The sequence below is a fragment of the Streptomyces sp. NPDC052721 genome, from assembly GCF_040678315.1.
Classification (GTDB): domain Bacteria; phylum Actinomycetota; class Actinomycetes; order Streptomycetales; family Streptomycetaceae; genus Streptomyces.
Map to the genome: position 1 here is coordinate 12586 of NZ_JBFATL010000044.1, position 22196 is coordinate 34781.

At 68.1% G+C, this 22196-nt stretch carries 16 protein-coding genes and 5 pseudogenes; 5 read left to right on the forward strand and 16 right to left on the reverse strand.

The window, feature by feature from the left end; all coding sequences use genetic code 11:
* Nucleotides 1–583 precede the first annotated feature (583 nt).
* Nucleotides 584–1267 carry a TetR family transcriptional regulator gene (locus AB0L21_RS31985; RefSeq protein ID WP_365787956.1) on the reverse strand — a complete coding sequence of 228 codons (684 nt, stop codon included), beginning with the start codon at nucleotides 1265–1267 and terminating at the stop codon, nucleotides 584–586.
* Between the two features lie 111 nt (nucleotides 1268–1378).
* Between AB0L21_RS31985 and AB0L21_RS31990 the strand changes: the two genes are divergently transcribed.
* The 4 genes and pseudogenes from AB0L21_RS31990 (at nucleotide 1379) to AB0L21_RS32005 (ending at nucleotide 4012) form a co-directional block, all read left to right on the forward strand.
* A complete protein-coding gene (locus tag AB0L21_RS31990) occupies nucleotides 1379–2260 on the forward strand; it encodes an SDR family oxidoreductase (RefSeq protein ID WP_365787957.1) in 882 nt (293 codons plus the stop codon).
* Between the two features lie 189 nt (nucleotides 2261–2449).
* Nucleotides 2450–2614, forward strand: a complete 165-nt coding sequence (locus tag AB0L21_RS31995) for a hypothetical protein (RefSeq protein ID WP_365787958.1) — start codon at nucleotides 2450–2452, stop codon at nucleotides 2612–2614.
* Nucleotides 2615–2861: 247 nt separating this feature from the next.
* A complete protein-coding gene (locus tag AB0L21_RS32000; protein WP_365787959.1) occupies nucleotides 2862–3005 on the forward strand; it encodes a hypothetical protein in 144 nt (47 codons plus the stop codon).
* Nucleotides 3006–3153: 148 nt separating this feature from the next.
* Nucleotides 3154–4012, forward strand: a pseudogene (locus AB0L21_RS32005) (IS5 family transposase).
* A 9-nt stretch (nucleotides 4013–4021) separates the two neighbouring features.
* Here AB0L21_RS32005 and AB0L21_RS32010 read toward each other — a convergent pair.
* From AB0L21_RS32010 to AB0L21_RS32035, 6 genes are all read right to left on the reverse strand, one after another.
* On the reverse strand, nucleotides 4022–5221 hold the full coding sequence (locus AB0L21_RS32010; RefSeq protein ID WP_365705562.1) for an MFS transporter: 1200 nt from the start codon (nucleotides 5219–5221) through the stop codon (nucleotides 4022–4024).
* Nucleotides 5222–5225: 4 nt separating this feature from the next.
* Complete coding sequence (asnB, locus tag AB0L21_RS32015; RefSeq protein WP_365787960.1) at nucleotides 5226–7175, reverse strand: asparagine synthase (glutamine-hydrolyzing); 1950 nt, start codon at nucleotides 7173–7175, stop codon at nucleotides 5226–5228.
* Between the two features lie 10 nt (nucleotides 7176–7185).
* Entirely contained in the window at nucleotides 7186–8508 is a 1323-nt protein-coding gene (locus AB0L21_RS32020; protein WP_365787961.1) for a hypothetical protein, read from the reverse strand.
* Nucleotides 8509–8513: 5 nt separating this feature from the next.
* The gene (locus AB0L21_RS32025) at nucleotides 8514–9539 is read right to left on the reverse strand and encodes a class I SAM-dependent methyltransferase (protein WP_365705556.1); all 1026 of its coding nucleotides are present in this window, start codon (nucleotides 9537–9539) and stop codon (nucleotides 8514–8516) included.
* Nucleotides 9536–11131 (reverse strand): tyrosine 2,3-aminomutase, encoded by a 1596-nt coding sequence (gene cmdF / locus AB0L21_RS32030; RefSeq protein WP_365705554.1) that lies wholly within the window; start codon nucleotides 11129–11131, stop codon nucleotides 9536–9538. The genes AB0L21_RS32025 and cmdF overlap by 4 nt, the downstream gene beginning before the upstream one ends.
* 185 nt (nucleotides 11132–11316) lie before the next feature.
* A complete protein-coding gene (locus tag AB0L21_RS32035) occupies nucleotides 11317–12648 on the reverse strand; it encodes an ATP-grasp domain-containing protein (RefSeq protein WP_365787962.1) in 1332 nt (443 codons plus the stop codon).
* A gap of 488 nt (nucleotides 12649–13136) precedes the next feature.
* Here AB0L21_RS32035 and AB0L21_RS32040 point away from each other — a divergent pair.
* Nucleotides 13137–14098 (forward strand): annotated as a pseudogene (locus AB0L21_RS32040) (IS481 family transposase).
* An 11-nt stretch (nucleotides 14099–14109) separates the two neighbouring features.
* Here AB0L21_RS32040 and AB0L21_RS32045 read toward each other — a convergent pair.
* From AB0L21_RS32045 to AB0L21_RS32085, 9 genes and pseudogenes are all read right to left on the reverse strand, one after another.
* The gene (locus tag AB0L21_RS32045) at nucleotides 14110–14301 is read right to left on the reverse strand and encodes a hypothetical protein (protein ID WP_365705550.1); all 192 of its coding nucleotides are present in this window, start codon (nucleotides 14299–14301) and stop codon (nucleotides 14110–14112) included.
* Nucleotides 14302–14388: 87 nt separating this feature from the next.
* Nucleotides 14389–14481 (reverse strand): annotated as a pseudogene (locus AB0L21_RS32050) (hypothetical protein); the annotation flags it as partial.
* Between the two features lie 444 nt (nucleotides 14482–14925).
* A pseudogene (locus tag AB0L21_RS32055) lies at nucleotides 14926–15653 on the reverse strand (IS5 family transposase); the annotation flags it as partial.
* 152 nt (nucleotides 15654–15805) lie between these two features.
* Nucleotides 15806–16339, reverse strand: a complete 534-nt coding sequence (locus AB0L21_RS32060) for a VOC family protein (protein WP_365787963.1) — start codon at nucleotides 16337–16339, stop codon at nucleotides 15806–15808.
* A gap of 871 nt (nucleotides 16340–17210) precedes the next feature.
* Complete coding sequence (locus tag AB0L21_RS32065; RefSeq protein WP_365787964.1) at nucleotides 17211–18398, reverse strand: alpha/beta fold hydrolase; 1188 nt, start codon at nucleotides 18396–18398, stop codon at nucleotides 17211–17213.
* 162 nt (nucleotides 18399–18560) lie between these two features.
* Nucleotides 18561–19376: a serine protease gene (locus tag AB0L21_RS32070; RefSeq protein WP_365705542.1), complete on the reverse strand. Its 816-nt coding sequence runs from the start codon at nucleotides 19374–19376 to the stop codon at nucleotides 18561–18563.
* Nucleotides 19377–20227: 851 nt separating this feature from the next.
* Nucleotides 20228–20512, reverse strand: coding sequence for a hypothetical protein (locus AB0L21_RS32075; protein ID WP_365787965.1), 285 nt, complete (start codon nucleotides 20510–20512; stop codon nucleotides 20228–20230).
* A 178-nt stretch (nucleotides 20513–20690) separates the two neighbouring features.
* Nucleotides 20691–21013: pseudogene (locus AB0L21_RS32080) on the reverse strand (transposase); the annotation flags it as partial.
* Nucleotides 21014–21080: 67 nt separating this feature from the next.
* Complete coding sequence (locus tag AB0L21_RS32085; protein WP_365787966.1) at nucleotides 21081–21824, reverse strand: class I SAM-dependent methyltransferase; 744 nt, start codon at nucleotides 21822–21824, stop codon at nucleotides 21081–21083.
* Nucleotides 21825–22196: the final 372 nt, after the last annotated feature.

The window sequence follows — 22196 nt, forward strand, 5'->3', positions numbered from 1 at the left end:
GCCGGTCAGGCGACCGGCCAGACGTACCAGGGGGTCGTACCAACGGTGTGCGCGCCGAAAACAGCGGGGACCTATGACGGGGTGTGATGCCTCCTGGTCAGCAGAGAAGCGGATCACTCGTTCGTGTGGCTGTGGGCCTATGCCTGTTCCGGTTCGACCGGAGCAGCGGGTACGCCTCTGAGCGGCATCTCCACCGTGGCGGCCCCGCAACCGGACGAGCGAGGATGACGAGGGTGACCCAGTCTCTCACTGTCCGTGTGGCGGCTACCGGGGGTGCGCCGGTGGCGGCCGGTGGTCCGGCGCCGGTCAGCGGCGGCCGCCACGTCGTGTACCACGGATGAGCCGCGGCGCCACCAGGTGCCCTGAGCCCCCCGCCGAGACCGGCACAGGGTGGGTGGAGGAACCGATGTGCCACAGCCTGGGCACGGGCGTGCGGTGCCGTGGGGCGCCGGGCAACGGCCGCGACAGCAGGCTCTGGCCGGGTTTAAGGAGCCCTGAATTCCGTCACTGATAGGGGATTTGGGGGCAACTTCTTACCGACAGGCAGGATGCGGACCGTCGACACCCATCTGCGGCTGGCGCGTCACCGGCTCGGTGATCGGTCCGGTGAGGGGTCGGTGGTGGTTTCGCCTTGCGGGTGGGTGTCCGCCGCGGCCTGGAGCATGGCGCCGAGGATGTTCTTCAGCGCGGGGCCGGCAGTCGGGTCGTCCTCGGCGGTCTTGATGGGCTCGACTTCGAGCATGCGGCCGAGCACGTTGATCCCCAGAACCAGGGACAGGGTGAGGACGGCGCGTTCGCGGGCTGCCGGGTCGTCGGTGCCGAAGTAGTCGGCGAGCGGCGGGATCACCGTCTGCTCGATGTAGTCGCGCAGGACCGGCCGTGCGGAGTGGCTGGCGGCCGAGCGCAGCAGGATGAGCAGGGGGTCGTAGGTGTCGTCCGCCCCGTGCATCTTGGTCTTGTGGCCGCCGTCGAGGAGCAGTGAGGCGATGGTCGGCCCGAACTCTGCCGGGTCGATGGAGTCGAGGCCGGGCGGGCTGGGATCGCGCGTTCCGACCGCCTCCCGGAACAGGCCCTCCTTGGTGCCGAAGTAGCGGTTGACCATGGCGGCGGTGACTCCGGCCCGGCCCGCGATGTCGCGCAGGCCGATGTCGTCGTAGGCGCGGTCGACCCACGCCTCACGGGCGGCTTGCAGGATCGCGGCGCGGGTGCTTTCGCGTCGGGCCCGGCGGCTCTCCGGTGCGGTGCTGGTCGTCTCCGTGGCATCCATCCCGCCAGTATACGTACGTTGACCCAGTCGGTATACAGGTGTTGACACTCGCGCACTCTCGACGGTAAACAGGTGATTACCAAGACGGCGTCGCGCAGCGAGGAGACGACAATGCCGCAGACAGTTCTCGTGACCGGCACATCGAGCGGGCTGGGCCGGCGCACGGCCGAGGTGCTCGCCGAGCGCGGTCACACCGTGGTCGCCACCATGCGCGCACCCCAGGGCAAGGACCGGGCCGCAGCGGAGACGCTGATCAAGACGGGGGACGGCTCGCCGGGCCGGATCCTGGTGGTGGAGATGGATGTCCGCGACGACGAGTCCGTCGATGCGGGCGTCGCCGCCGCCATCGAGCGGGCGGGCGGCCTGGACGCCGTGGTCAACAACGCCGCGTACGCGATCACCGGGATCGGAGAGAGCGTCACCAGCAGCCAGCTGCTCGATGTCCTCGATACCAACCTTGTCGGCCCGCAGCGCGTCACCCGCGCAGTCCTGCCACACCTGCGTCCGCGCCGCTCAGGCCTGCTGGTCTTCCTCTCCAGCGGCGCCGGACGGCTCACGGTGCCCGGCATGGGCGCCTACTCGGCCAGCAAGTCCGGCCTCGAAGCCCTCGCCCAGGCCTACCGTTACGAGCTGCGCCCGCTCGGCATCGACGTGTCGATCGTCCAGCCCGGCGCGTTCCCCAGCAACCTCGCCGCCTCCCAGGTCGCCGGCGCGGACGAGAACCGCCTGGCCGACTACGCCGAGGTGCTCCAGCTCGCCGGCGCGTTCATGCAGCAGATCGGCGCCATCTTCGCCGGCCCGCAGCCCCCCGACCCGCGCGAGGTGGCCGACGCCGTCGCCGACCTCGTCGACACCCCCAGTGGGCAGCGCCCCGAGCGCGTCAGCGTCGACCGGTTCATGCTCGGCCGAGCCGTCACAGCGATCAACGCGGGCACCAAGGCGCCCACCGACGCCCTGCTGCGCGAGCTCGACCTCGGCGCGGTCGTGAGCTGACCGCCCTGCACACCACCACCGAACTGTGACGGTCCGCCAGACCTGACTCGACCTGCCCCACGAGCAGCGCAACGCCTTCCTCTCGGGCAGATGCACGGACCTGGAAACCTTCCCCCCGGCCGGCATTCGCCGCCGGCGACGGGGGAAACCCAGCTCCTGCTCGAGCAGACCCCATGGACGTTCTGCGCGATGTGGCAGACACCCGACGCCCACGCCGTGCGAGCCTTCGGCTCAGCCGACGAACCCCACCTGCTCACCTACTCTGAGCAGATACGGATCACCGGCACCGTGACCGACCCCGCGTCACTCGCCCGCGCCAAGGCCAACCTGCCCGGCCCCGGCCACGCCGGCTGACCACCGCAACCGAGCAGATCACGGCCATACCCACACCGCCTTCGATCGGCACGCCCAAGGCGGCAGGGCTTCGACCCCTGATCTGACCGGCTACCACAGACGTTCGCCGCGTCCTGTGCGTTCCAAGCAGAAAGACAGCAATGACTCTCTTACACCAACATCCTCCCCCCGCGGCCACGGCCAGCGCCGCAGCGGCGAGATCCTTCCCCCGCACGCAGCTTCGCCCCGGCTGACGACAGGCTTGACCATGGCCGAGCTGCTCACCACCGGCCTGATCGCACTCCTCTCAGCGACCCGTACCGCCCAGGCGGCGGACACCGACCGCGCTGTCGGTCCGTGGAACATGTTCGGCGGCAGCCAGAGTGGAGGCAGCTCCCCGGAAAGTCGGTGACACACCAGCATCCCCCAGCTCCTCGGACAGCACCGCGTCGAAGCACTGGCGCTGCAGGAGGCCGGCAGCCCCCCTTACATCCGAGTGACTCAACCCCAACTAGGGTCCGTCTTCAAAGATCATCTCGTGATGGATCATGGTGTGTGTGATACGCCACCATGAACTCACCGACCGTGAGTGGAAGTTACTCGCTCCACTGATACCGCGAGCCGTGACGGGCCGACCTCGCGTCGAGGACCGGAAGATCATCAACGGCATGGTCTACAAGATCCGCACCGGGATCTCCTGGCGCGACCTGCCGGCCCGTTACGGCCCGTGGAAGACGGTGTACACCCGCTTCCGCCGCTACGCCCTGGACGGTGTGTTCACCCGGGCCCTGCAGCAGATCCAAGCCCAGGCCGACGCAGTCGGCGACATCGACTGGCTGGTCCAGATCGACCCACCATCGTCCGCGCTCACCAGCACGCCGCCGCCACGGGCCGAAAAGGGGGCAGCAGCGGGCGGACGAACCGGACGATCACGCCCTCGGTCGATCCCGAGGAAAACTGACCACCAAAATCCACCTCGCCTACGACGGCAAAAGACGCCCGCTCGCCATCCTCCTGACACCGGGCCAACGGCACGACAGCATCCGCGCACGCCCTCTGCTGGAACGGATCCGCGTCCCCCGCATCGGCCTGGGCCGACCGCGCTGCAAGCCCGACCAGGTCGTTGCAGACAAGGCCTACAGCTCCCGCGGCTTCCGCGCCTACCTGCGTAAACGTGGCATCGCGCACGTCATCCCCGAGAAGACCGACCAGCGACGGCACCGACACAACCGCGGCCGCCGCGGCGGCAGACCGCCAGGATTCGACCGGGAGACCTACCGCCGACGCAACATGATTGAGCGCTGCTTCAACCGGCTCAAAGGCTTCCGCGGCATCGCCACTAGATACGAGAAGACCGCCACCTCCTACGAAGCGGCGGTCACACTCGCGTCATTCCTGCTCTGGGCGAGATCCGTTTGAAGACGGACCCTAGACCTTAGACTCCTCCGCCGACTCGGGAGGCACCGCGAAGTACTTCCGGCGCGACAGGACGAGCCCGATGCTCAGCAGGCACATCAGGGGCAGGACGATGTAGGCGATGTGCCAGTCGTAACGGTTGCCGACCGCGCCTACCAGCAGGGATCCGGCGAGCGAGGTTGCGAGGGAGTAGCGCGTCAGCGCGGTGAAGTACGGGCCCGAGTCACCCGTGGGCGCCAGTTCGAAGACGGTGGTGCGCAGCAGGATGCGCACCACCGACACCGTCAGCCCCAGGACGAAGTAGGCGAGCACGTCGGTCAGCACCTGCGTGCTGGCGGAGAACACCCAGAGCGTCCCGCTGGCCACCGCGAGGAGCACCGCGATCAGCCCCGCACGGCTCGGGGAGACCACCTTCGCGAGCAGCCAGGCCCCGCAGAGACCGGAGACCAGCGCCCCCAGGTTGTACATGGAGTCGATGATCCCCAGCGTCGTGGAGCCGTCGTACGTGGAGAAGGCCTTCAGGGGGAGGAGGATGTTGAGCAGCTGGGGCAGGGCGAGCACCAGGGAGAGGGCGACGAAGAGCGGCACGGGTACGCGCACCCGCGACCGGTCCGTGTCCGTCGCCGGGGTGTCGGCTGCGGGCGCGGCGCCTGCGGGGCTCCCGGTGGACGCGAGGGCGGCGATTCCGGTCTGGAGTGCGCCCGCGATCAGGAGAAGGGCTGCCACACCGACTTGGTCGGCGATGATCCCGCCCAGGAAGAGCGAGGAGAACAAGGAGATCTGCAGGACCACCGTGAGGACGCTTTCGCCGGACGACAGATCCTCACGGGCCAGTGTGGCCTCCTGGATGGTGTCGACGGCGGGCATCATGAAGAACCACATGGCCTCGATGACCACGACGAACCCGATGGCGTAGAGCAGCGACGCGCCGTGCGGGATCAGTGCGAAGCCGACGCAGGCCGCTGTGCGGCAGATCGCCGAGATCCGCAGCACGCGCGCGCTCCCGAGACGGGTCATGTACGTCGCCAGGAGCCGGGAGAGCAGCAGGCTGGGAAGGTAGGTGGCGATGAACACGAGCGCCGAGTTCATCGTGGTGAGCCCCGCGGCCCTGATCGCGTTGAACAGGTAGATCGCGACGAGACCTTCGCCGAAGTAGAGCAGCAGATACATGACGCCGAGACGGCGGAATCTGGTGTTGTTCTTCAGTGCCACGTGACTACTCCCGGCTCGCGGTGGACGAGATGCACCGCGGGGCGGGGCCCCTGGTGAACATGTCCTCGATCAGGTGGGTGGAGAGGACGAAGAGCAGGGCGCGTTCCTTCATGGTGCGTTCCTGGTCGTCCAGAGAGTAAATCCCTTCGACGTCCTGCTTGATACGGTCGACGGCGACTCCGTCGAAGAGTCCGGCGGACGCACAGTGTTCCTTCGAGGTGTAGTGCTCGAAGTACTCGACGCGGTCCTTTCCGAAGAACCCCTCCGCGATGGGAGAGGAGAAGCCGTGTTTGGGCCGCTCGCTGATGCTGGGCGGAAGGAGCGGCCGCGCGCAGGCACGCAGCAGTGACTTCTCGACTCCGCCTCTCAGGTGAAACTCCGCGGGCAGGGACACGGCGTACTGCACGAGGTCTCGGTCGAGGAACGGCAGTCGCCCTTCCAGCGACGCCGCCATCTCCAGCTTGCCTCCCAGGAATTCGAAGAGATAGACGGGCATGGTCAGCTGCAGCCCGGCGGCCTGTTCCCGGTGGATCGCGGAGAGCCCGGCCGGGTGGCCCAGTTCGTCCAGATGGCGTGCGAGGAAGTCGGTCCGCTGCGCCCGGTCCCGGAGTTCGGGGGAAAGCATCTCGCAGGCGATGCCCAGGATGCTCTGGATCGCGTCAGCCTGCATGGGGTAGTAGCCGTGCTGGCGTACCAGGCCGGCGATGTCCCGGTGCTCGTTCACCACATGGTCGATGCCGTGCCGCGCCGTTTGCCGCAGCGCGACGCCGGAGGTGTCCTGGCGGCCGAGGTGGTTGATCTGGTACGAGGACAGGTGGTTCGGGTAGCCGAGGAACACCTCGTCGGCGCCCTCCCCCACCATGACGCACTTGACGTGGGCGGCGGCCTCCCGGGCGAGCAGGAGTTTCGCCGTTCCGTCGAGCTGCTGGACCAGGTGCTCGCAGTGGAAGAGAGCCTCGGGCAGCGCCGCGCACTGTTCGGCGACGCTCACAGGCAGGCGGTGGTGGTCGGTCCCGAACCACTCGGCCACGCGGCGGGAGTACGCCCCCTCGTCGTAGTGCGCGCCCTCGAACTCGATGGAGAACGTGCTGACCGTGCCGTGTTCGCTCATGAGCGCGGTGACGAGGGAAGAGTCCAGCCCGCCGGAGAGAAATGCCCCGACGGGCACGTCGGCGTCCAGCCGGCGCCGGACCGCCGCCCGGAGCAGGTCCGAGGTTCGCTCCACGGCCTCCTCGAAGGTGTCGTGCGACGGCTCGGCCGACAGGACGAGATCGGCGAAGTCCCAGTACCTGGTCTGTCTGGTCCGGCCGTCGAGACCGATCGTCAGGAGGGTGCCGGGCCGGACGATGCGGATGTCCTGGAACGTGCTGCGCTCCAGCAGGTCGAGCCGCATCAGATTGCACAGCATCGTGTCGTGGTCGAGCGCCCGCGGTACTCCGGGGTGCTCGAAGATCGCTTTGATCTCGGACCCGAAGACCAGTTTGGCGCCGTCCTGGTAGTAATACAGCGGGCGCACGCCCATGCGGTCGCGGATCAGATGGACCTGCCGGGTGCGCGGGTCGTGGATCGCGCACGCGAACTCGGCGTCGATCCGGTGGACGAAGTCGAGGCCGTACTCGAGGTAGAGATGCAGCAGGACCTCGACGTCCGAGCCGCTCCGGATCACGTGCCCGGCCCGTTCGAGATGGGCGCGCTGATCCCGGAAGTCGTAGAGCTCCCCATTACAGACGATGGTGACGCCGGTCGGTCCGTGCGTGAAGGGCTGGTCGCCGTCCGCCAGGCCATTGACGGCGAGCCGCGACACACCGAACATCACGGTTCCGTCCCTATGGAATCCGCTGCTGTCCGGTCCGCGGTGCCGAATGCTGCGCACCATGGACCGAAGAACGTCGTCCGCACCGTCGTGTGGGCGGGCGGAGTCGGAGAAATAGACGGCGCCTGCTATGCCGCACATGGAAAGGTCCTTAGTTGTAGAGGCTGTCCACCCAGGAGAGGCAGCCGCCGATGCTCCGGCCCATGGGTTCGGTGCCGACGGTGTGCAGGTCGGCCTCGCCGATGGGCCGGGCGATCCTGGCGAGCCCGCCGGAAAGGGCGTCCTTCTCCTCGAAGTTGACGTAGAAGGAGTCGGGGGAGTCCACGATCGTGCGCCGTTCCGCGTCGGTCAGGTCCAGGGCGGTGGCCCGCGTCAGACGCTGCCGCGCCTCGGCCAGATAGTCGTACTGGAGCAGACCGCCGAAGTTACGCAGACCGGTCTGGAACGCCAGGAGGAGGAACACGCAGGAAGAGGCCGGGATCAGTGTGCCCGCCGCCATAGCCTCCCGGAGCGGCCCGGGTGCGATCGGCACCCGCACGGTCCCGTCGGCGGTGACGAGGTCGCCGCCGTCCAGGCCGACCGGTGCGAGCCGGCCGGAGTCGTCCGCGGCCCAGAACAGGAAGGTTCCCTTGCCCGAATCCGAGTCCCAGAAGGTGCGCACTCCGTCGAGGGCCTTCAGGAGCGTCATCCGCAGCCGGGCGTCGAAGAGGTGCCGGAGCACCCAGCTGTCCGGGGCATCGTCCAGGCAGGCGAGAAGCAGATCCCGGGTGAGCAGCTCCACGGGGAGCATGACGTAGCTCAGCGACCATGAGGGGAACATCCGCTCGAAGGTCCGGAGGTTGAGGACCGAGATCTGCTGCCAGTACGCGCCGGCCGCCTCGATCTCCGGTTCCGTGCCGGCCCACCACGCGCCGACCTCGTCGTACGTCTCCGCGTCGAGGTGGCCGTCCTTGTACGCCGCGCGCAGGCCGTCACGGAAGAGAGACGTGTCCATGCGGGGGCAGGCCACGGGCGAGAGTCTGCGGAACTTCCGCGGCAGGAACGGGACTTTGTGCCAGCCCACCATGGCACCGCGCGGGAACAGTTCGTTGTCCAGCGGCACCGTCCCGCCGGCGAAGCTCAGCACCGTGTCGGCACCCGAGGCAAGCGCATACAGCACCTCGCCGGCGACGACGGTGGTGGTCTCCGGGTGGGTGATGGACGCGTGGTGCTCTGCCAGGGAGACCACGGTCCGCGGCGCGGCCACAGCCGCGGCGGCCCGGTCGCGAAGTCGCTCGCCCAGGTCGCCGCAGCCGGGCCCGAACACCTGCTGAACCATGCTTCCCGCTGCCCGGGCGAGCAGGCGGCGGGAGACCGGGTCGCCCGGCGCCACGACGGGATCGTTCGCGACGTCCGCGTAGTAGTCGGCGACCGACCGCGTGGAGCGGCCGAGCGCGGCCAGTCGCGGATGCGCCTTCTCGGCATCGGGAAGCATCAGGTTCAGCCCCTTCGGAGAACGTAGTACTGGAACACGTACGAGCCGTCTTCCGTGGCGCCACTGGCCTGTTCGACCACGAAGCCCTGTTCCTGGAAGAAGCTCGACTGCAGCAGTACAGGAGTGTGACCCAGAACGACGATCCTGCCGTCGTCCTTCACCTTTCCGGCCAAGGCGCGGAAAAGCTCGAACGCATACCCGGTCGTCACCACTTCCGAGTTGAGGAAGCGGAGGAACATCCAGTCGACGGAGCGGTCGGCCACCCCCGGGCGTATCGCGTCGTCGCAGACGACCCGGTCCACGCGCGTGGCCGCGAGTCGCACCATGTCGGCGCTCAGATCCTGGCCCACCGTGGTGCAGCTGGGGAACTCCTGCTTCAGCTCCGCGAGGAACTGCCCGGTCGAACAGGCCGGGTCGTAGAAGACCGCGCCCTCGGGAGCGTGCCGACGCAGCAGACCGAGGGTGTACCGGCGCAGAACCTCCTCGCCCACTCCCAGGTTCTCGGAGCGCTCGGGCGCGACGCTCCACCCGGTGGGCGGCGAGGACCGCTCCTTGCCGCCGGCAAGATAGGCGAACGGGTGGACGATCTCGGTGCTCGGGTCCGCCGCGATCCGCTCGAAGAGGAACAGCTTCTCCCCGGCGCCGAGCGGTGTGTAGAAGACGCTGTAACCCGATTCGTGCACCTGGTGGGAGACATGCACGCCGAGAATCGACGAGGCGCAGATCCGCGAGCAGTTGAGCTCGGCCAGCGCACCGTCCCGCTTGAGCGGACTGATGAGCTTCCGTCCGAACACCGTGAGGTCGCCGAGCCGGGCCAGGTAGAGGTTCTGCGGCAGCCGGTCGAACGGCTCCGTCCACACGCGCGGCGTCCGGCCGGTCAGGTCGTCCGCGCCGACGGCCTCCGGCCGCGTCCCCTCCGGAATGCGCACCTCCAGGTAACGGTCGAGCTCGCTGCGTACCAGTGGCTCGTCCGCGAGGTTCATCTCCTCGACTATGTGCCGGTCCATGCCGGCGATCAGCTGGTCCGTCATCGCAGCTCGACCCCGGCGCGCTCGATCGCGTCCACCAGCGCCCCGGACTTGAGGTGGTCGATCATCCGGTAGAGGTCGTCGCTGAGGTAGCGGTCCTCGTCCAGGAACGCGAACTGCTCGCCCAGTGCCTTGAGCGTCGCGCTGCCGGCGACTCCCAGCTTGCCGGCCGCGTCCGCCAGGCGGGCGGCCTGCACCGCGGCCATGGCCTCGACCGCGAGGACGATCCAGTTGTTGTCGAGGATCTGGCGGGCCTTGCGGGTCCCGATGAGGCCCATGCTCACGACGTCCTGGTTGTCGCCGTTGGACGGGATGCTCTGGATGCTCGCGGGGGTGCACAGGCTGCGGTTCTCCGCGACGGTGGCGGTGGCCGGGTACTGCAGGCCTGCCATGCCGCACTTGAGGCCCGGGTCGCCGTGGATGAGGAACTCCGGCATGCCGTTGTTGAGGTAGCGGTTCAGCAGGCGGTTCGTCCGGCGCTCGGAGACCACGCCGAGCTGGACCAGCGCGATCGCCAGGTAGTCCATGGCGAAGGCCACCGGCTGTCCGTGGAAGTTGCCACCGTGGAAGATTTCGCGGCCCTCGAAGAAGAGGGGATTGTCGTTGGACGAGTTCAGCTCGGTGCCGAGCGTCCGCTGGGTGTTGTACAGGGTGTCGCGGACGGCACCGACGATCTGCGGGATGCACCGCAGCGTGTACGCCTTCTGCAGGTAGACGTCGGTGACCACCACCTCGTCCTGCTCGGCGCCCTGGCGCTGCGCGTCCATCTCCTCTCGCAGGGAACGGTGGGTCTGCACCAGCGCGCTTCCCTCGAGCAGGGCGCGCAGATTGCCGGCGGAGTCGATCTGGCCGCGGTGTGGCCGGGCGATGTCGTGCCCCTCCGGCTGGAAGGCACTGCTCGACGCCTGGAGGACCTCCAGCACGAGCGCGGTGATGATCTCGGCTGTCCGAATCTGCTGATGGGCGTCATACGCGACCAGCGAGCCGAGGCCGGTCATCGCCGATGTGCCGTTGATCAGCGCCAGACCCTCCTTGAACTTCAGCTCCAGCGGCGCAAGCCCGGCCTCGGCCAGGACCTGCGCGGTCGGGGTCGGGGTGCCGTCCTTCCAGACGTAGCCCTCGCCGATCACCGCGCTGGCGATGTGCGACAGCGGACCCAGGTCGCCGCTGGCTCCCAGCGACCCGATCTCGGGGATGCACGGCGTCACCCCGGAGTTGAGGTAGGCGAGGAGCTGGTCGGCCAGTTCCGGGCGGACGGCCGAGTAGCCGCGGACGAGCGCGTTGAGACGGGCGACGAGAATCGCGCGGGCCTCCTGCTCCGGGAAGTACCGTCCTGCGCCGGCGGAGTGACTGCGCACCAGGTTGGTCTGAAGCTGCGTCTCCTGGGACTTGTCGACCAGGGCGTAGACCATCTCGCCGTACCCGGTGGTGACGCCGTAGATCGGGATGTTGGACGCCGCGATCTCCTCGAACTGCTCGCGGGAGCGGGTGATGTTTCTCCGCGCGTCTTCCGAGATCGTGCACGGCACGTTCCTGCGTGCGATGTCGTACACATCGGTGATGGTCAGGTCGTGGCCGTTCAGCGTGATCGTCATGATGATGCCTAACGCGAAGCGAAGGTTGGAAGGGTGGTCGAACGGCGTCACGGCATGGTCGTGACGCCAATGGGCTGCCACGTCCCACGGGCAGCAGGCAGCGCAGATCGCCGGGCCCGCCCTTGTCAGGGCCGCCCGGTCCGCACGGGGACGTGCGGGGGTCGCTCAGATCCGAAGCGCGGGGTTCACGGCGTGGAGGGGATCGCCTGGCCGCGAACGGTGACTGCCTGGGGCAGGTCGTCCAGGACTCGGGCGCAGTCCTCGGCGTCCGTCCCGAACGCGATCCCCAGCGCGGCCCGGCCGATGACGAACGCCCTCGGGGGCAGCAGAAGTTTCTCGCCGGGCTCCGCGACGGGCACCGCCCGCCAGATGCCGCGGGGCAGGCGATGGGGAGCGATCTCGATCGACTCGACCACGAGATCGCTGTCCGGGTAGAGGAACCGGATCGCCGCCGCGAGACTGCGCCGGGGAGTGAGATCGGGCCGCCGCCCCACGGCGAGATCGGCTGCCGCACGGGCCAGGTCCACACCCGTGGCCAGAAGGCCCAAGTACGGGATGAGGTCGCCGCCGAGCCGCGCGTTCACCTCGATGACGCGAGGGCCTGTCTTCGTCAGCCGGAGTTCGACATGGCTGACTCCGTGCGTGAATCCGAGAGCGGAATGCGCCGATTCCAGAACCGTCAGGAGTTCGGCGTCGTGCAGCAGCGGATCGTCCGCCGCGACGAAATGGCCGACCTCTTCGAAGGAGGGCGGATAGCCCAGCTGCTTGTGCGAGACGACGACGGGCGTCACCTGCCCGTCGTACACCACGACATCGACAGCGATTTCGGGCCCGTCGAGATACTCCTCGACCAGAATCCCGGACTCCGTCGAGCCGTCTCCCGGGATCCCAGCGGCTTCGGCCGTGAAGGAGAACCACCGTGCGAGCTCGTCGGGGCCGTCCACCCGGGCGACGCCCTCGCTGGCGGCGAGGTCCCGCGGCTTGAGGATCGCCGGATAGCCGACCTCCTCTACCGCCGAGCGAGCCTCGTCGAGGCTGCGCACGAAGAGGGAACGGGCCTGCGGCGTGCCGGCGGCCGCCATGCGCTCCCGCGACGTCTTCTTGTCGCGACAGGCCAGGACGGCGTCGGCGGGGCTCGTTGGCAGCCCCAGTTCCTCCGCGATCCGAGCGGCCGGCCAGATGCGCATCTCGTCATAGCACACGACACCCGCCAGGGAGACGGACCGTTGCAGCGCCGCGGCGGCGGTCAGTGCCTTGTCGAGGTCCAGGGCGTCGATCTCGGTGTGGCCGATCACGTACGGCCGCGCCCAGGTGAGGGGGCGGTGGTCCATCAGCCAGATCCGGTAGTGCCGACTGATGGATTCGACGATCCATTCGCGGAAATCCGCACTCATTCCGCAGCCGACCAGGAGGACGGTCGGACGTACGTCGTCGACGGTACCTGGAGGAGAGTCCACTGAATGCGCGTCAACCGGTGCGAGTCGACCATGCATGCTGTGAAATCCCCCAAAGATCAACCTGATCCGCTGCCGTCAGGCCATGTTGATCATGACCTGCGGGGCCCAAGTCTGGAGAAGGCGACCTGCCGTGTCAACGGGGTGCGGAGCATGAGGTACGCCTCATTATCGGAGAGGAGTGTTCGTGTATCGGACATACCGGCGTGGCGCCGGGGGCGATACAGGTGGGCTCTCGTCCTCAGCTGTCGCCGGTTCCCGAGGAACCCAGCCCGCTGGTGACCGTGTGTGGTCACCAGGGGCGTACCGGATGCGGGAACAGCGTCGCTAACTTCGCGGCCAAGGCAGCCTCGATGCCCTCGGTCTCCCCATACCGCAACAACGATCCACAGAGCCGGAAGCGACGGCTTGTTTCCCGGCAGGCCCTCTCACTTCACGGCCTTGGGACTAGGTGTATTGATCACGAGCGTTGTTGACAGCCGCCAGGCTTGATATGGCGAAGACCTCCGGTGTGGTGGAGCTGTCTAGGACTGCACAGCACGGAGGTCTTCGTGTCCCACCGTAATGCCCGGCTGACCGTTCACGGCAGGCGGCTGCTGGTCGAGCGTGTCCGCTCGGGTCGCCCGGTTGCTCATGTCGCCGCCGAGATGGGCATCTCCCGCGCTACCGCCCACAAGTGGATCCGCCGCTGGCGATCCGAGGGCGAGCGGGGCCTCGCCGACCGCTCCAGCAGGCCGCGCACGACGCCACACCTCACCGCGGCCACCGTGGAGGCCCGCGTCTGCCAACTGCGGCAGGCCCGCAAACTCGGCCCGGCCCGCATCGGCCCCGTTCTGGGCCTGCCTGCCTCCACCGTGCATCGCATCCTGGTCCGATACGGCCTGAACCGGCTGGCCTTCCTGGACCGGCCCACCGGTCAGGTGATCCGCCGCTACGAGCGTGACCGGCCCGGCGAACTGGTCCACGTGGACGTCAAAAAGCTCGGCCGGATCCCTGACGGCGGCGGCCACAAGGTCCTGGGCCGCCAGGCCGGCCGTACCCGACGCGACGCAGCAGCGTGGGCTTCGACTACGTCCACTCTGCCGTCGACGACCACAGCCGCCGGGCCTACAGCGAGATCCACCCGGACGAGAAGGCTGCCACGTGCGCCGGCTTCCTGCGACGGGCCGCGGCCTTCTTCGCCGCATCGGAGATCGACCGCATCGAGCGGGTCATGACCGACAACGCCTGGCCCTACCGCAAGAGCTTCGCCTGGCAGCAGGCTCTGGCCGACCTCGGCGCGACCGGCAAATTGACCCGGGCCTACCGGCCGCAGACCAACGGCAAGGTCGAACGCTTCAACCGCACACTGCTCGACGAGTGGGCCTACCTACGCCCCTACACCAGCAACACCGAACGCACCGAGGCCCTGGCACACTTCCTGCACACCTACAACCGCCATCGCTGCCACACCGCACTCGCAGGCCAGCCACCCATCAGCCGTGTGAACAACGCTGCGGGTCAATACAGCTAGAGGCTTACGGGTCAGCTCGCCACGGGTGTACCGAGGTTGGCGATCGCGGTGTCGACCTTGTCGGTCGTGAAGCCGGCCTTCTCGGTGTTGAACACCGCCATGCTCGGGCCGAATCCGACCGGGAGTTCCTCGAACGGCACCGTGGCGCCGGCGTCGGCCAGATCGACGTCCTTGATGTTCAGCACCGTCACCGAATGGGCCATCTGCGGGTGGTCGTCACTGGGGGGGGCGAACAGGGTGCTCCGCGCGAACGCCGAGACGTACTCGTCCGCGTCGCCGATGGCGATGCCGCGCGGGCCGGGACCGGTCGGGATCGAACGGGTGACCTTGTAGGTGCCCAGGTCGATGACCGCGATGGTGTTGTTGCGTTCCAGGGTGGCCAGGGCTTACTTGTTGTCCGGCGTGAACGCGATCGCGCGGCAGCCGTCGATCTCCGTCTCGGCCCTGGCGATCACGGTGTCGGTGGCCAGGTCGATGACCGGGACGACGGCGCCGGTGTTGCAGGCCACCAGGGCGCGGGTCCCGGTGCGGTCGAAGTTCAGGCTGTAGGGGTGCAGATTCTCACCGATCTGGATACGAGCGACCTCGCGGACCAGCTCCGGGTTGCCCTCGGCGAGACCCGTGAGGTCGAGCTTGGCGATGTAGCTGGAGCCCCATATGCAGATGTACGCCGCGGTTCCGTCGGCGGTGATCATCATGTGCCGCGGGTCGCGGCCGACCGCAGCCTGACGCAGTTCCTGCCGGCTCTCCAGGTCCACTGCAGAGACCGTGTTCGATCCCGAGTTGGAGGCCAGGAGATAGTGCTCGCCGGGCACGATCCCCAGGCCACGGACGAGGACCGTGATGCGGGTGGTCGAACAACGGAGCTTGCGAAGGAGTCGCCAGGACTTGAGGGTGGCGACGGCTTGCTCGACGAGCGCCCGGATCTTGGCGTGGGATCGATTGACGGCCTGCTGCCCTGCAGAGAGCGTCTCCCACCGGCCGCGGTAGGGAACACGGACCGCACCTCCGGCGCCCTGGTAGCCCTTGTCGGCCCAGCAGTTGACGTCGGCCTCGGCAAGCGTGTCGATGATGCCGTGCTCGCGGGCCGCACGGACGTCGTGGACGGCCCCGGGCAGGGCCGGCGAGGCCCACAGCAGGCGGCCGGAAGGATCTGCGATCACCTGCACGTTCATCCCGTGTTTCTTGTGCTTGCCCGAGTAGAAAAGCCGGTCGGCGGCGATTCGGTCGATCGGCAGCAGCGTCCCGTCCAGCAGGACGAACGCCTTCATCGACGCCGCCCGGACCGCCTCGGCGAGCGTCGGAGCAAGGGCGGCCAGAACCTCAACTGCCTCGGTGACGTAGCGGTACGCAGTGGTGGTGCCCACGCCGAACCCGGCCGCGAGCTGCACATACGGATGACCTTGCGGAGATGGGCGAGGGCGAGCAGAGCCTGCCGACCTGCACTCAGGCGCCGCCACCGGGTGCCGAGACCACGGCGGTGTTCCCGCAGACGGGCTGAGAGGAAGCGGAGGGCAGAACTGGACACGTCCAGCCCGGAGGGGTAAACAAGCACGTGAAGCCTCTAGTAGAGACGGAATTCTTGATCGAAAACCCATCTACCAGGGGCTTCACCCCCTGTGTCAGGTCAACCGGCAAGCTGCCGAAGCAGAATGAAAACGCTGCTTGGCTACCGGTCTGGCGCATGCGAACCCCGACATCGTGGATCTAGCTGGTTGTCGTGACGGGTGCACTGCTGCGCCCGTGGCGTCGACCGCTGAGCTCGGCGTCGAGTGTCTCCTGAGCCACGCGCATGGCCTCGGCGTATACGGGGTCCTGCAGCCGCTTCCACATCTCGCCCTCAGAGACGTCCTCAACGCAGCTGACCACCCACCAGATGTTGCCGAAGGGGTCCTTGATACGCCCTCCGCGCTGTCCGAAGGCGTCGGCGGCCAGGGAAGTGACGACATGGCCGCCGGCTGCGACGGCCTGTGAGAACGCCTCGTCCGCATCGGCGACAAACACGCGCAGCAGGCTCGGCATGGCGGGCCAGTCCGTGTGTCGGTCGAAGGCCAACACGGCGGTGTCGCCGACTCGGATCTCAGCGTGACCGATCAAGCCATCCTCGGTCGACACCCGCCCGAGTTCCTCGCCCCCGAATGCCTGGGTGACGAAGTCGAGGAAGGCCCCCGTGTCGTCGGTGACGACCCAGGGCGCAACGGTGGTGTAGCCCTCCGGCACGGGGCTGGTCTGCTCGGGCATCGCCGTCCTTTCGCTGATGTTGGTTGCCAGCAGCGACGATAGGCGTGAGCTAGGTCAGCTTCTGTCCTAAACAGCGGTGAGCTTGGGGCGCAACCGGCACTACCTCACGACTGCTCGCGCTCCTCCAGACCCCGCCTTTGACCCCTGACCCCGTCAGCCGGAGGTTGGAAAACGCTCAGTGTTGGCGCTCGTGTTAAAGATGAAGCCCCGACCGTCCTTGGTGAACTCCACTCCGCCGATTAACGGTGCGGTAGGTCAAGCATTCCTTGCGGATCACGCTGATCTGGTCCGAGTCGGTGTCGGTGAGGTAGATCTCTACAGTCACAATCACCCTTTCCGGCGGCACACGCCATGCTGTGATCCCAACACGACCGCACACATGCCATCAACATTGCATTGCACTAATGGCTGGAATATGCCCGCCCCTCAAGGAATCCAGGCACACCTACGACTGCACCCGCATCAGCGCCCTTTGCACCGAGTATCCAAAAAGTGTGACACACGGGTATGCATCCGGCTGCGGCTTGCACCCCCACGGCGACACCAGCGCGGGCGCCATTTCCGAGGTCGTCGTACGGCTGCCGGACGGGACCACGCACAAGCTCCAGGAGCAGCAGTCGCCCATAGGGACGCAGGCCGTCGCGACCAGGTCGGCGGCGTCGTACGAGCGGCCGAGGCGCTGTTGCCGCTGTGAGCGCCTGAGAGGCCCTTGATCGCCACTCGGGAGCCGGAAGGTCGCCAGAGCACCCCCCAGACAGTTGCACAGCGTCGGGAAGGCTCACGCGGCAGGCGCGACGTCGAGGTCGTCAGCCTGCGGCATCGAGACCGCAGCCCAGCTGCATCCGGCAGCAGGCAGAGACCGGTGCCTACGTCACCAGACGTCCAGCCGGTGATGTCCAGGAGCAGTCCGTCCAGCGGGCCGCCGACCAGTCGACAGCGCACCAGTCGGCCAGTCCGGCTGCCTCACCAGCCGGGGAGCTGTATGAGGCGGCCGCGCTGGACGGTGCCTGACACTTCCGCACCGCCGGACCGGCGGTGGCCGGCGGTCCGGCGGTACAACCGTCGTCCTCGGTGAGCGGACCGGACGCTGACGCATGCCCCGCCCCGGTGGTTCACGGGCCGGTGTCGCCCGTCCGGACGACACCGGGGTGCAGTACCCGCACACTTCCGTACGGTCGTTTGCAGGGCTGGAACACCCTCCGACCTGCCCGAGAGGAGGCGCGCCATGCGTCGCATCAGCTCGACACTCACCATATTCGCGGCCGCCGGAATGCTTGCACTCACCGTTCCCGGATCGGCGTTCGCCACGAACGGATTCCTCCGCATCGACGGAGTCGTTCACAACCACCCGCTCGGCTGCTACGAGGTTGCCCAGCTGTCCACCGTACTCAACTTCACGGACGTTCCCGTCCGCGTCCACAACGTCCCGGGGTGCCAAGGCAACGTCGTCCAGATCATTCCCCCCGGGCTGGCAACGCAGGTGCCTGGGACGCACAGCATTCTCGTCCAAGACCCGTTCGGCCCCCTGAGATGACTCGCACAGCCGTACGCGGACGCCGATGCAGCGAGAACGGTAGAGCACGCCGTGCACGACGCTGGACATCAGGGCGTCCGGCCCCCCGGCCCACGACGACCACGTCCAGGAGGCCGACGGCGGGCGAAGACGGGCGCTGACGTCGAGGTCGACGGGGCACCGGGCGGAGACATAGACGATGCGGTCGATCAGGTCGGGCCGCAGGTTGGCTGCGACGGTGGCTGTCATGCCGCCTCGGCTGTGGGAGACGAGGATGACGGGCCCGTTCCGCTTGGCTCTCTCCAGTATTCCGATGAGGTGCGCGGCGTTGTCGGCGAGCGTGACGCCCTTGATGGCCCCGGGCGTGGTGGCGAGCCCTTCGAGGTCCTGCGGCGCCTGATAGGCCCGCGGGTACGTCGCGGCGAACCCGTGCCCCGGAAGATCGACGGCGACGGAGCGGTGTCCGAGGAGGCCGAGTTCGGCCTGCAGTGGTGCGAATGAGGTCGCGAGGGCAGCGTGCGAACGGCTGACCACTATCCGATCCATCACACTACTCAGTGAAAGATCATCTGCACTGCCGAGTGGCGGCGGGCGGTCAGTGAGCCGACGCACGACAGTCGTCACCCTACGCGGGCTTGTTGTCACCTGCGAGGCCTCGCGGGAGCCGCCGCATGAGGCGTGATGCCTGTGCGGCGGCTCCGGCAGCGATCAGGCGTCGCGCTTGATGGTCTTCTGAATCCAGTCAGCGTAGGCGGGAACGTTGCTGTAGAGCCCCGGCCCGTCCGAGCACGCGACGCCCGGGGCGCCGGGTCCTGAGGTGACTCCGACCAGTTCCCACCGCCCGTGCCTGCCCTTCTGCAGCTGCGGCCCACCGGAGTCACCGAAGCACGCCATGGCCTGGGGTACGCGGCTGATGGTGCACAGCCGGGTGCGGTCGGCGTAACCCGGGGCACACTCGGCTGTGGCGCCCCTGCGGGTTTCCAGCTCCTGCAGCCGGTCCGCGAACGTCAGCTCTGTATCCGAGGTGGTGCCGAAGCCCAGGATCCTGGTCGGAGTACCCGGCAGGCCTGCCCGCTTCGCGAGAGGGACGGGCATCTCGGCTACGGGGCGGTCGAGGTGGACCAGCGCGATGTCGTCCTTGTTGGCGCCCCCCTTGTAGCTGTTCACGTAGCCGGGGTGGACGACGATCCGGTCGATGGCCCGGACGGTGCCCCCGGACTTCCGGTGGTCGCTGCCGACACGGACGATGCCGTCAAGCACCAGGTACTCACCCTGCACGCAGTGGGCTGCAGTCAGGACCCACTGCGGATCAATCAGCGAGGCCCCACAGGACCCGTCGAGCACCCCCTCCGTCGGGGCCGACTCCGGGATCGTCGCCATGAACGGGTAACGCTCGGTGGCATCGTCCCCGTTGACGATCGCCCCGGCGCTGCCCGTCATCACGGTGCCGCACACCGCGGCCGCGAGAGCTCCGACGGCAGTGACACGCGCCACGCGGCCACGTACCGACTTCACGCTGAACATAGAGGGCTCCTTCGCTCGGAAATGCGGAGGTGTCCAGCCTGTTCGTTCAAGATCTACCGGGCCATCGGGTCAGCAGGCCGAAGCGCAGGCCGGGCAGCGGTCCCTGGCACGTAGGGATAACCCCCCGGCCCGCGTCGTCGGCACTGTTGGTGCGAAGGAGAGCCCAGGGCGGCCAACCACCACGCCATCACAGCGGCCTCGTCGCCCGGCACCTGCAGTACTGATTCCTGGCGTCCAGGAGGCCGAGCGCACTGAGTATCCGGTGTTCCTGGAGACCTCCGGCGAGGCGAACGCGCGGTTCTACGAGCGCCTCGGCTTCAAGGTCACGGCCGATGTCCAGCTCCCCCACAACGGCCCCGCACATGGTGCATGCGCAGGGACCCGCGCTGAGAGCCTGAGAATCTGACCACCGGGGACTGTGCTCAGACCGCCTCGTCGTCCTCGTCCGACTCCGGCGCATCAGATCGCACAGCGGGCGCAGGGGCGGCCGATGATTCCGCGGCGGATGCTACGGCAAGCCCTCTTCGCGGGCGTGGGGCACCATGGCGATCATCATGCCGATGCGACCAGGCCCGTTCCGCCCGGCATCTGATCCTTGGCTGGCGCTCTGCCCGAAATCCGGTAGCAGAGGAAGCTACCGCCGTGCCAGGCCCCAGCGACCGGAGGCGGCGTAGCGGCTCCGCAGCCCGGCCGCCGGATGCTGCCGGTTCAGCAGCCGGTGCGAAGCCTCCGGTGTCACGCGCCCGGCAACGGCCCACAGAATGACTTCAGTCGTCGGTGGGTGCCGTTCCCCGGTAGGCCGAAGGGCCAGCCGCTCGTTGCGGGGGTGACGGGCTCTTTGAATTCCGGCATCAGTGCGTGGCCGGCGGCTCCTCGGCCTCCTCGCCGTCCGGCCCCCGGTGTTCCTCCACCAACCGCTCGATCTCCCGCGGGACCTCGTACAGCGCCTTGAGGACCAGACCCCACGCCCGGTCCCGCAGCTCCTCCGGTACCTCGTCTTCGATCTTCTCCGCGAGCCTGCCGATCTCGTCCCGGGCATCATCCTCTGTGCCCGTGGTCGGTGCGGTCACCACCTCCCACAGAAAGCGGCCCACCCCGGCCGCCACCCGGCCTACGCCGCCAAGCACCGAACTCACATCCATCCGCGCTCCCCCCTGGTGGTTGGTGTCCTGCCTCGACGAGGCCCGCCCCAGTATGCGGGGCGGGCCATCGAGTCGATTCAGGTGGTGGTGGGTCCAGGCCCGCAACAGGGCGTCGCTCTTCCCGGCGATGCAGGCCGGGTCCAAGAGCAGGCCCTTGAGCGCGATAGCGTCCTCGTGGGCGATCCGTCGGATTCGGTATCCCGCCAGTCCCCCTTGACCGCACGGACGCTGACGAATCGATGGCGTATCTCGACCAGTCCGGCTCACCTCCGCTGCCGGACTCGGCAAGGACAAGGCGACGGAGTTCTGCCCACACCCGGCCTCGGCCCACTCGGTGAAGCGCCGCAAGGCGGTCACGCCCGACGGCCCAAAGCCCGGCGGCAGTTGGTTCCACGTGCAGCCGGACGTGACTAGGAGCACGATCCCAGCAAGGACCTCCCGGCCCCCATGCCCGCGTCGGCCACCGCCTTGTGGACGTATCGCTGCCGGCGGCACGTCCAAGCGCCTGGCACGCGGCCCGGTTGCTGCGCCGGCCGTGACGGCACTCCTGATCCGTGCGTCGTTACCGTGCCGGCGGAATGCGGTAGACGGAGACATGAGAACGTGACTCGGCGGTGAACTCGGCGCCGGCCCAGTCCGCGTGCCGGGTCTCCAGTTCGAAACCGGCCAGCTGAGCCATCAGATCGAGTTCGGCCGGCCAGATGTAGCGGTGACGGCTGCGGAACAGCTGTGCCTTCTGAGTCTCGTCGAATCGGAAGTGGTGCGATACGACGTGCTGACGCAGGACGTCGTAGGTATCCAAACCGATGTAGCCGGGGTCGGACTGCCAGACGGTGGCCGTCTGGCCCGGTGGGAGCTTGCGCAGCTCGGGTACCCAGAGCTCGATCACGAACCGGCCTCCAGGCGTGAGATGGCGGGCCGCGTTGCGAAAGCACTCGACCTGCGCGGCCTGGCCGAGCAGATTGGAGATCGTGTTGTAGACGAGGTAGACCAGGGTGTACTTCCCGGGGGCGACGGTGGTCGCCATGTCGCCGATGATCACCGGGATCGTCGCTTCGTCCGCCTTGGTGCGCAGTTGCTCCACCATCGGCAGCGACCACTCGATGCCAGTAACGGGGACTCCTCGCCCGGCCAGGGGGATGGCCACCCGGCCGGTTCCGACAGCGAACTCAAGCGCGGCTCCATCGCCTGCCAGTTGGGCGAGGCGGTCCACGGTCGGCCCCAGGATCTCAGGCGCGAACATGCCTGATCCAGGCGTGTCATAGCGTTGGGCGACATCAGCGTCCCAGATGTTCTCCTGCTGCATCTCGCCAACGCTCGACGCCGGCCTGTCCGATGTCCAGCGAATATTCGCCCCGGTTTCGCAGGGAATGAGGAGCAGGCACCTGATCAGTCACGTCGCCACGACCGACTCCACGGCCCAGGACGTGTGGCTGGTCGCCCCGATCCTCGCCTCTACCGGCTGGCAGACCAGGGACGGCGGCTTCTCCCAAGCCGACTTCACCGTCGACTGGGTGAACCGGCAGGTGACCTGTCCCGACGGCGCGATCAGCAGTCGTTCGATTCAAGGCCGCTCCCAGGAAGGGATGTACATGGTGAAGTCGGTCCTCGCCAGCCCGGTCAGCAGGGCGACGATTCCGTCGACGGGCCTGAGTACGCATACTCAGGCCCCGCCGTC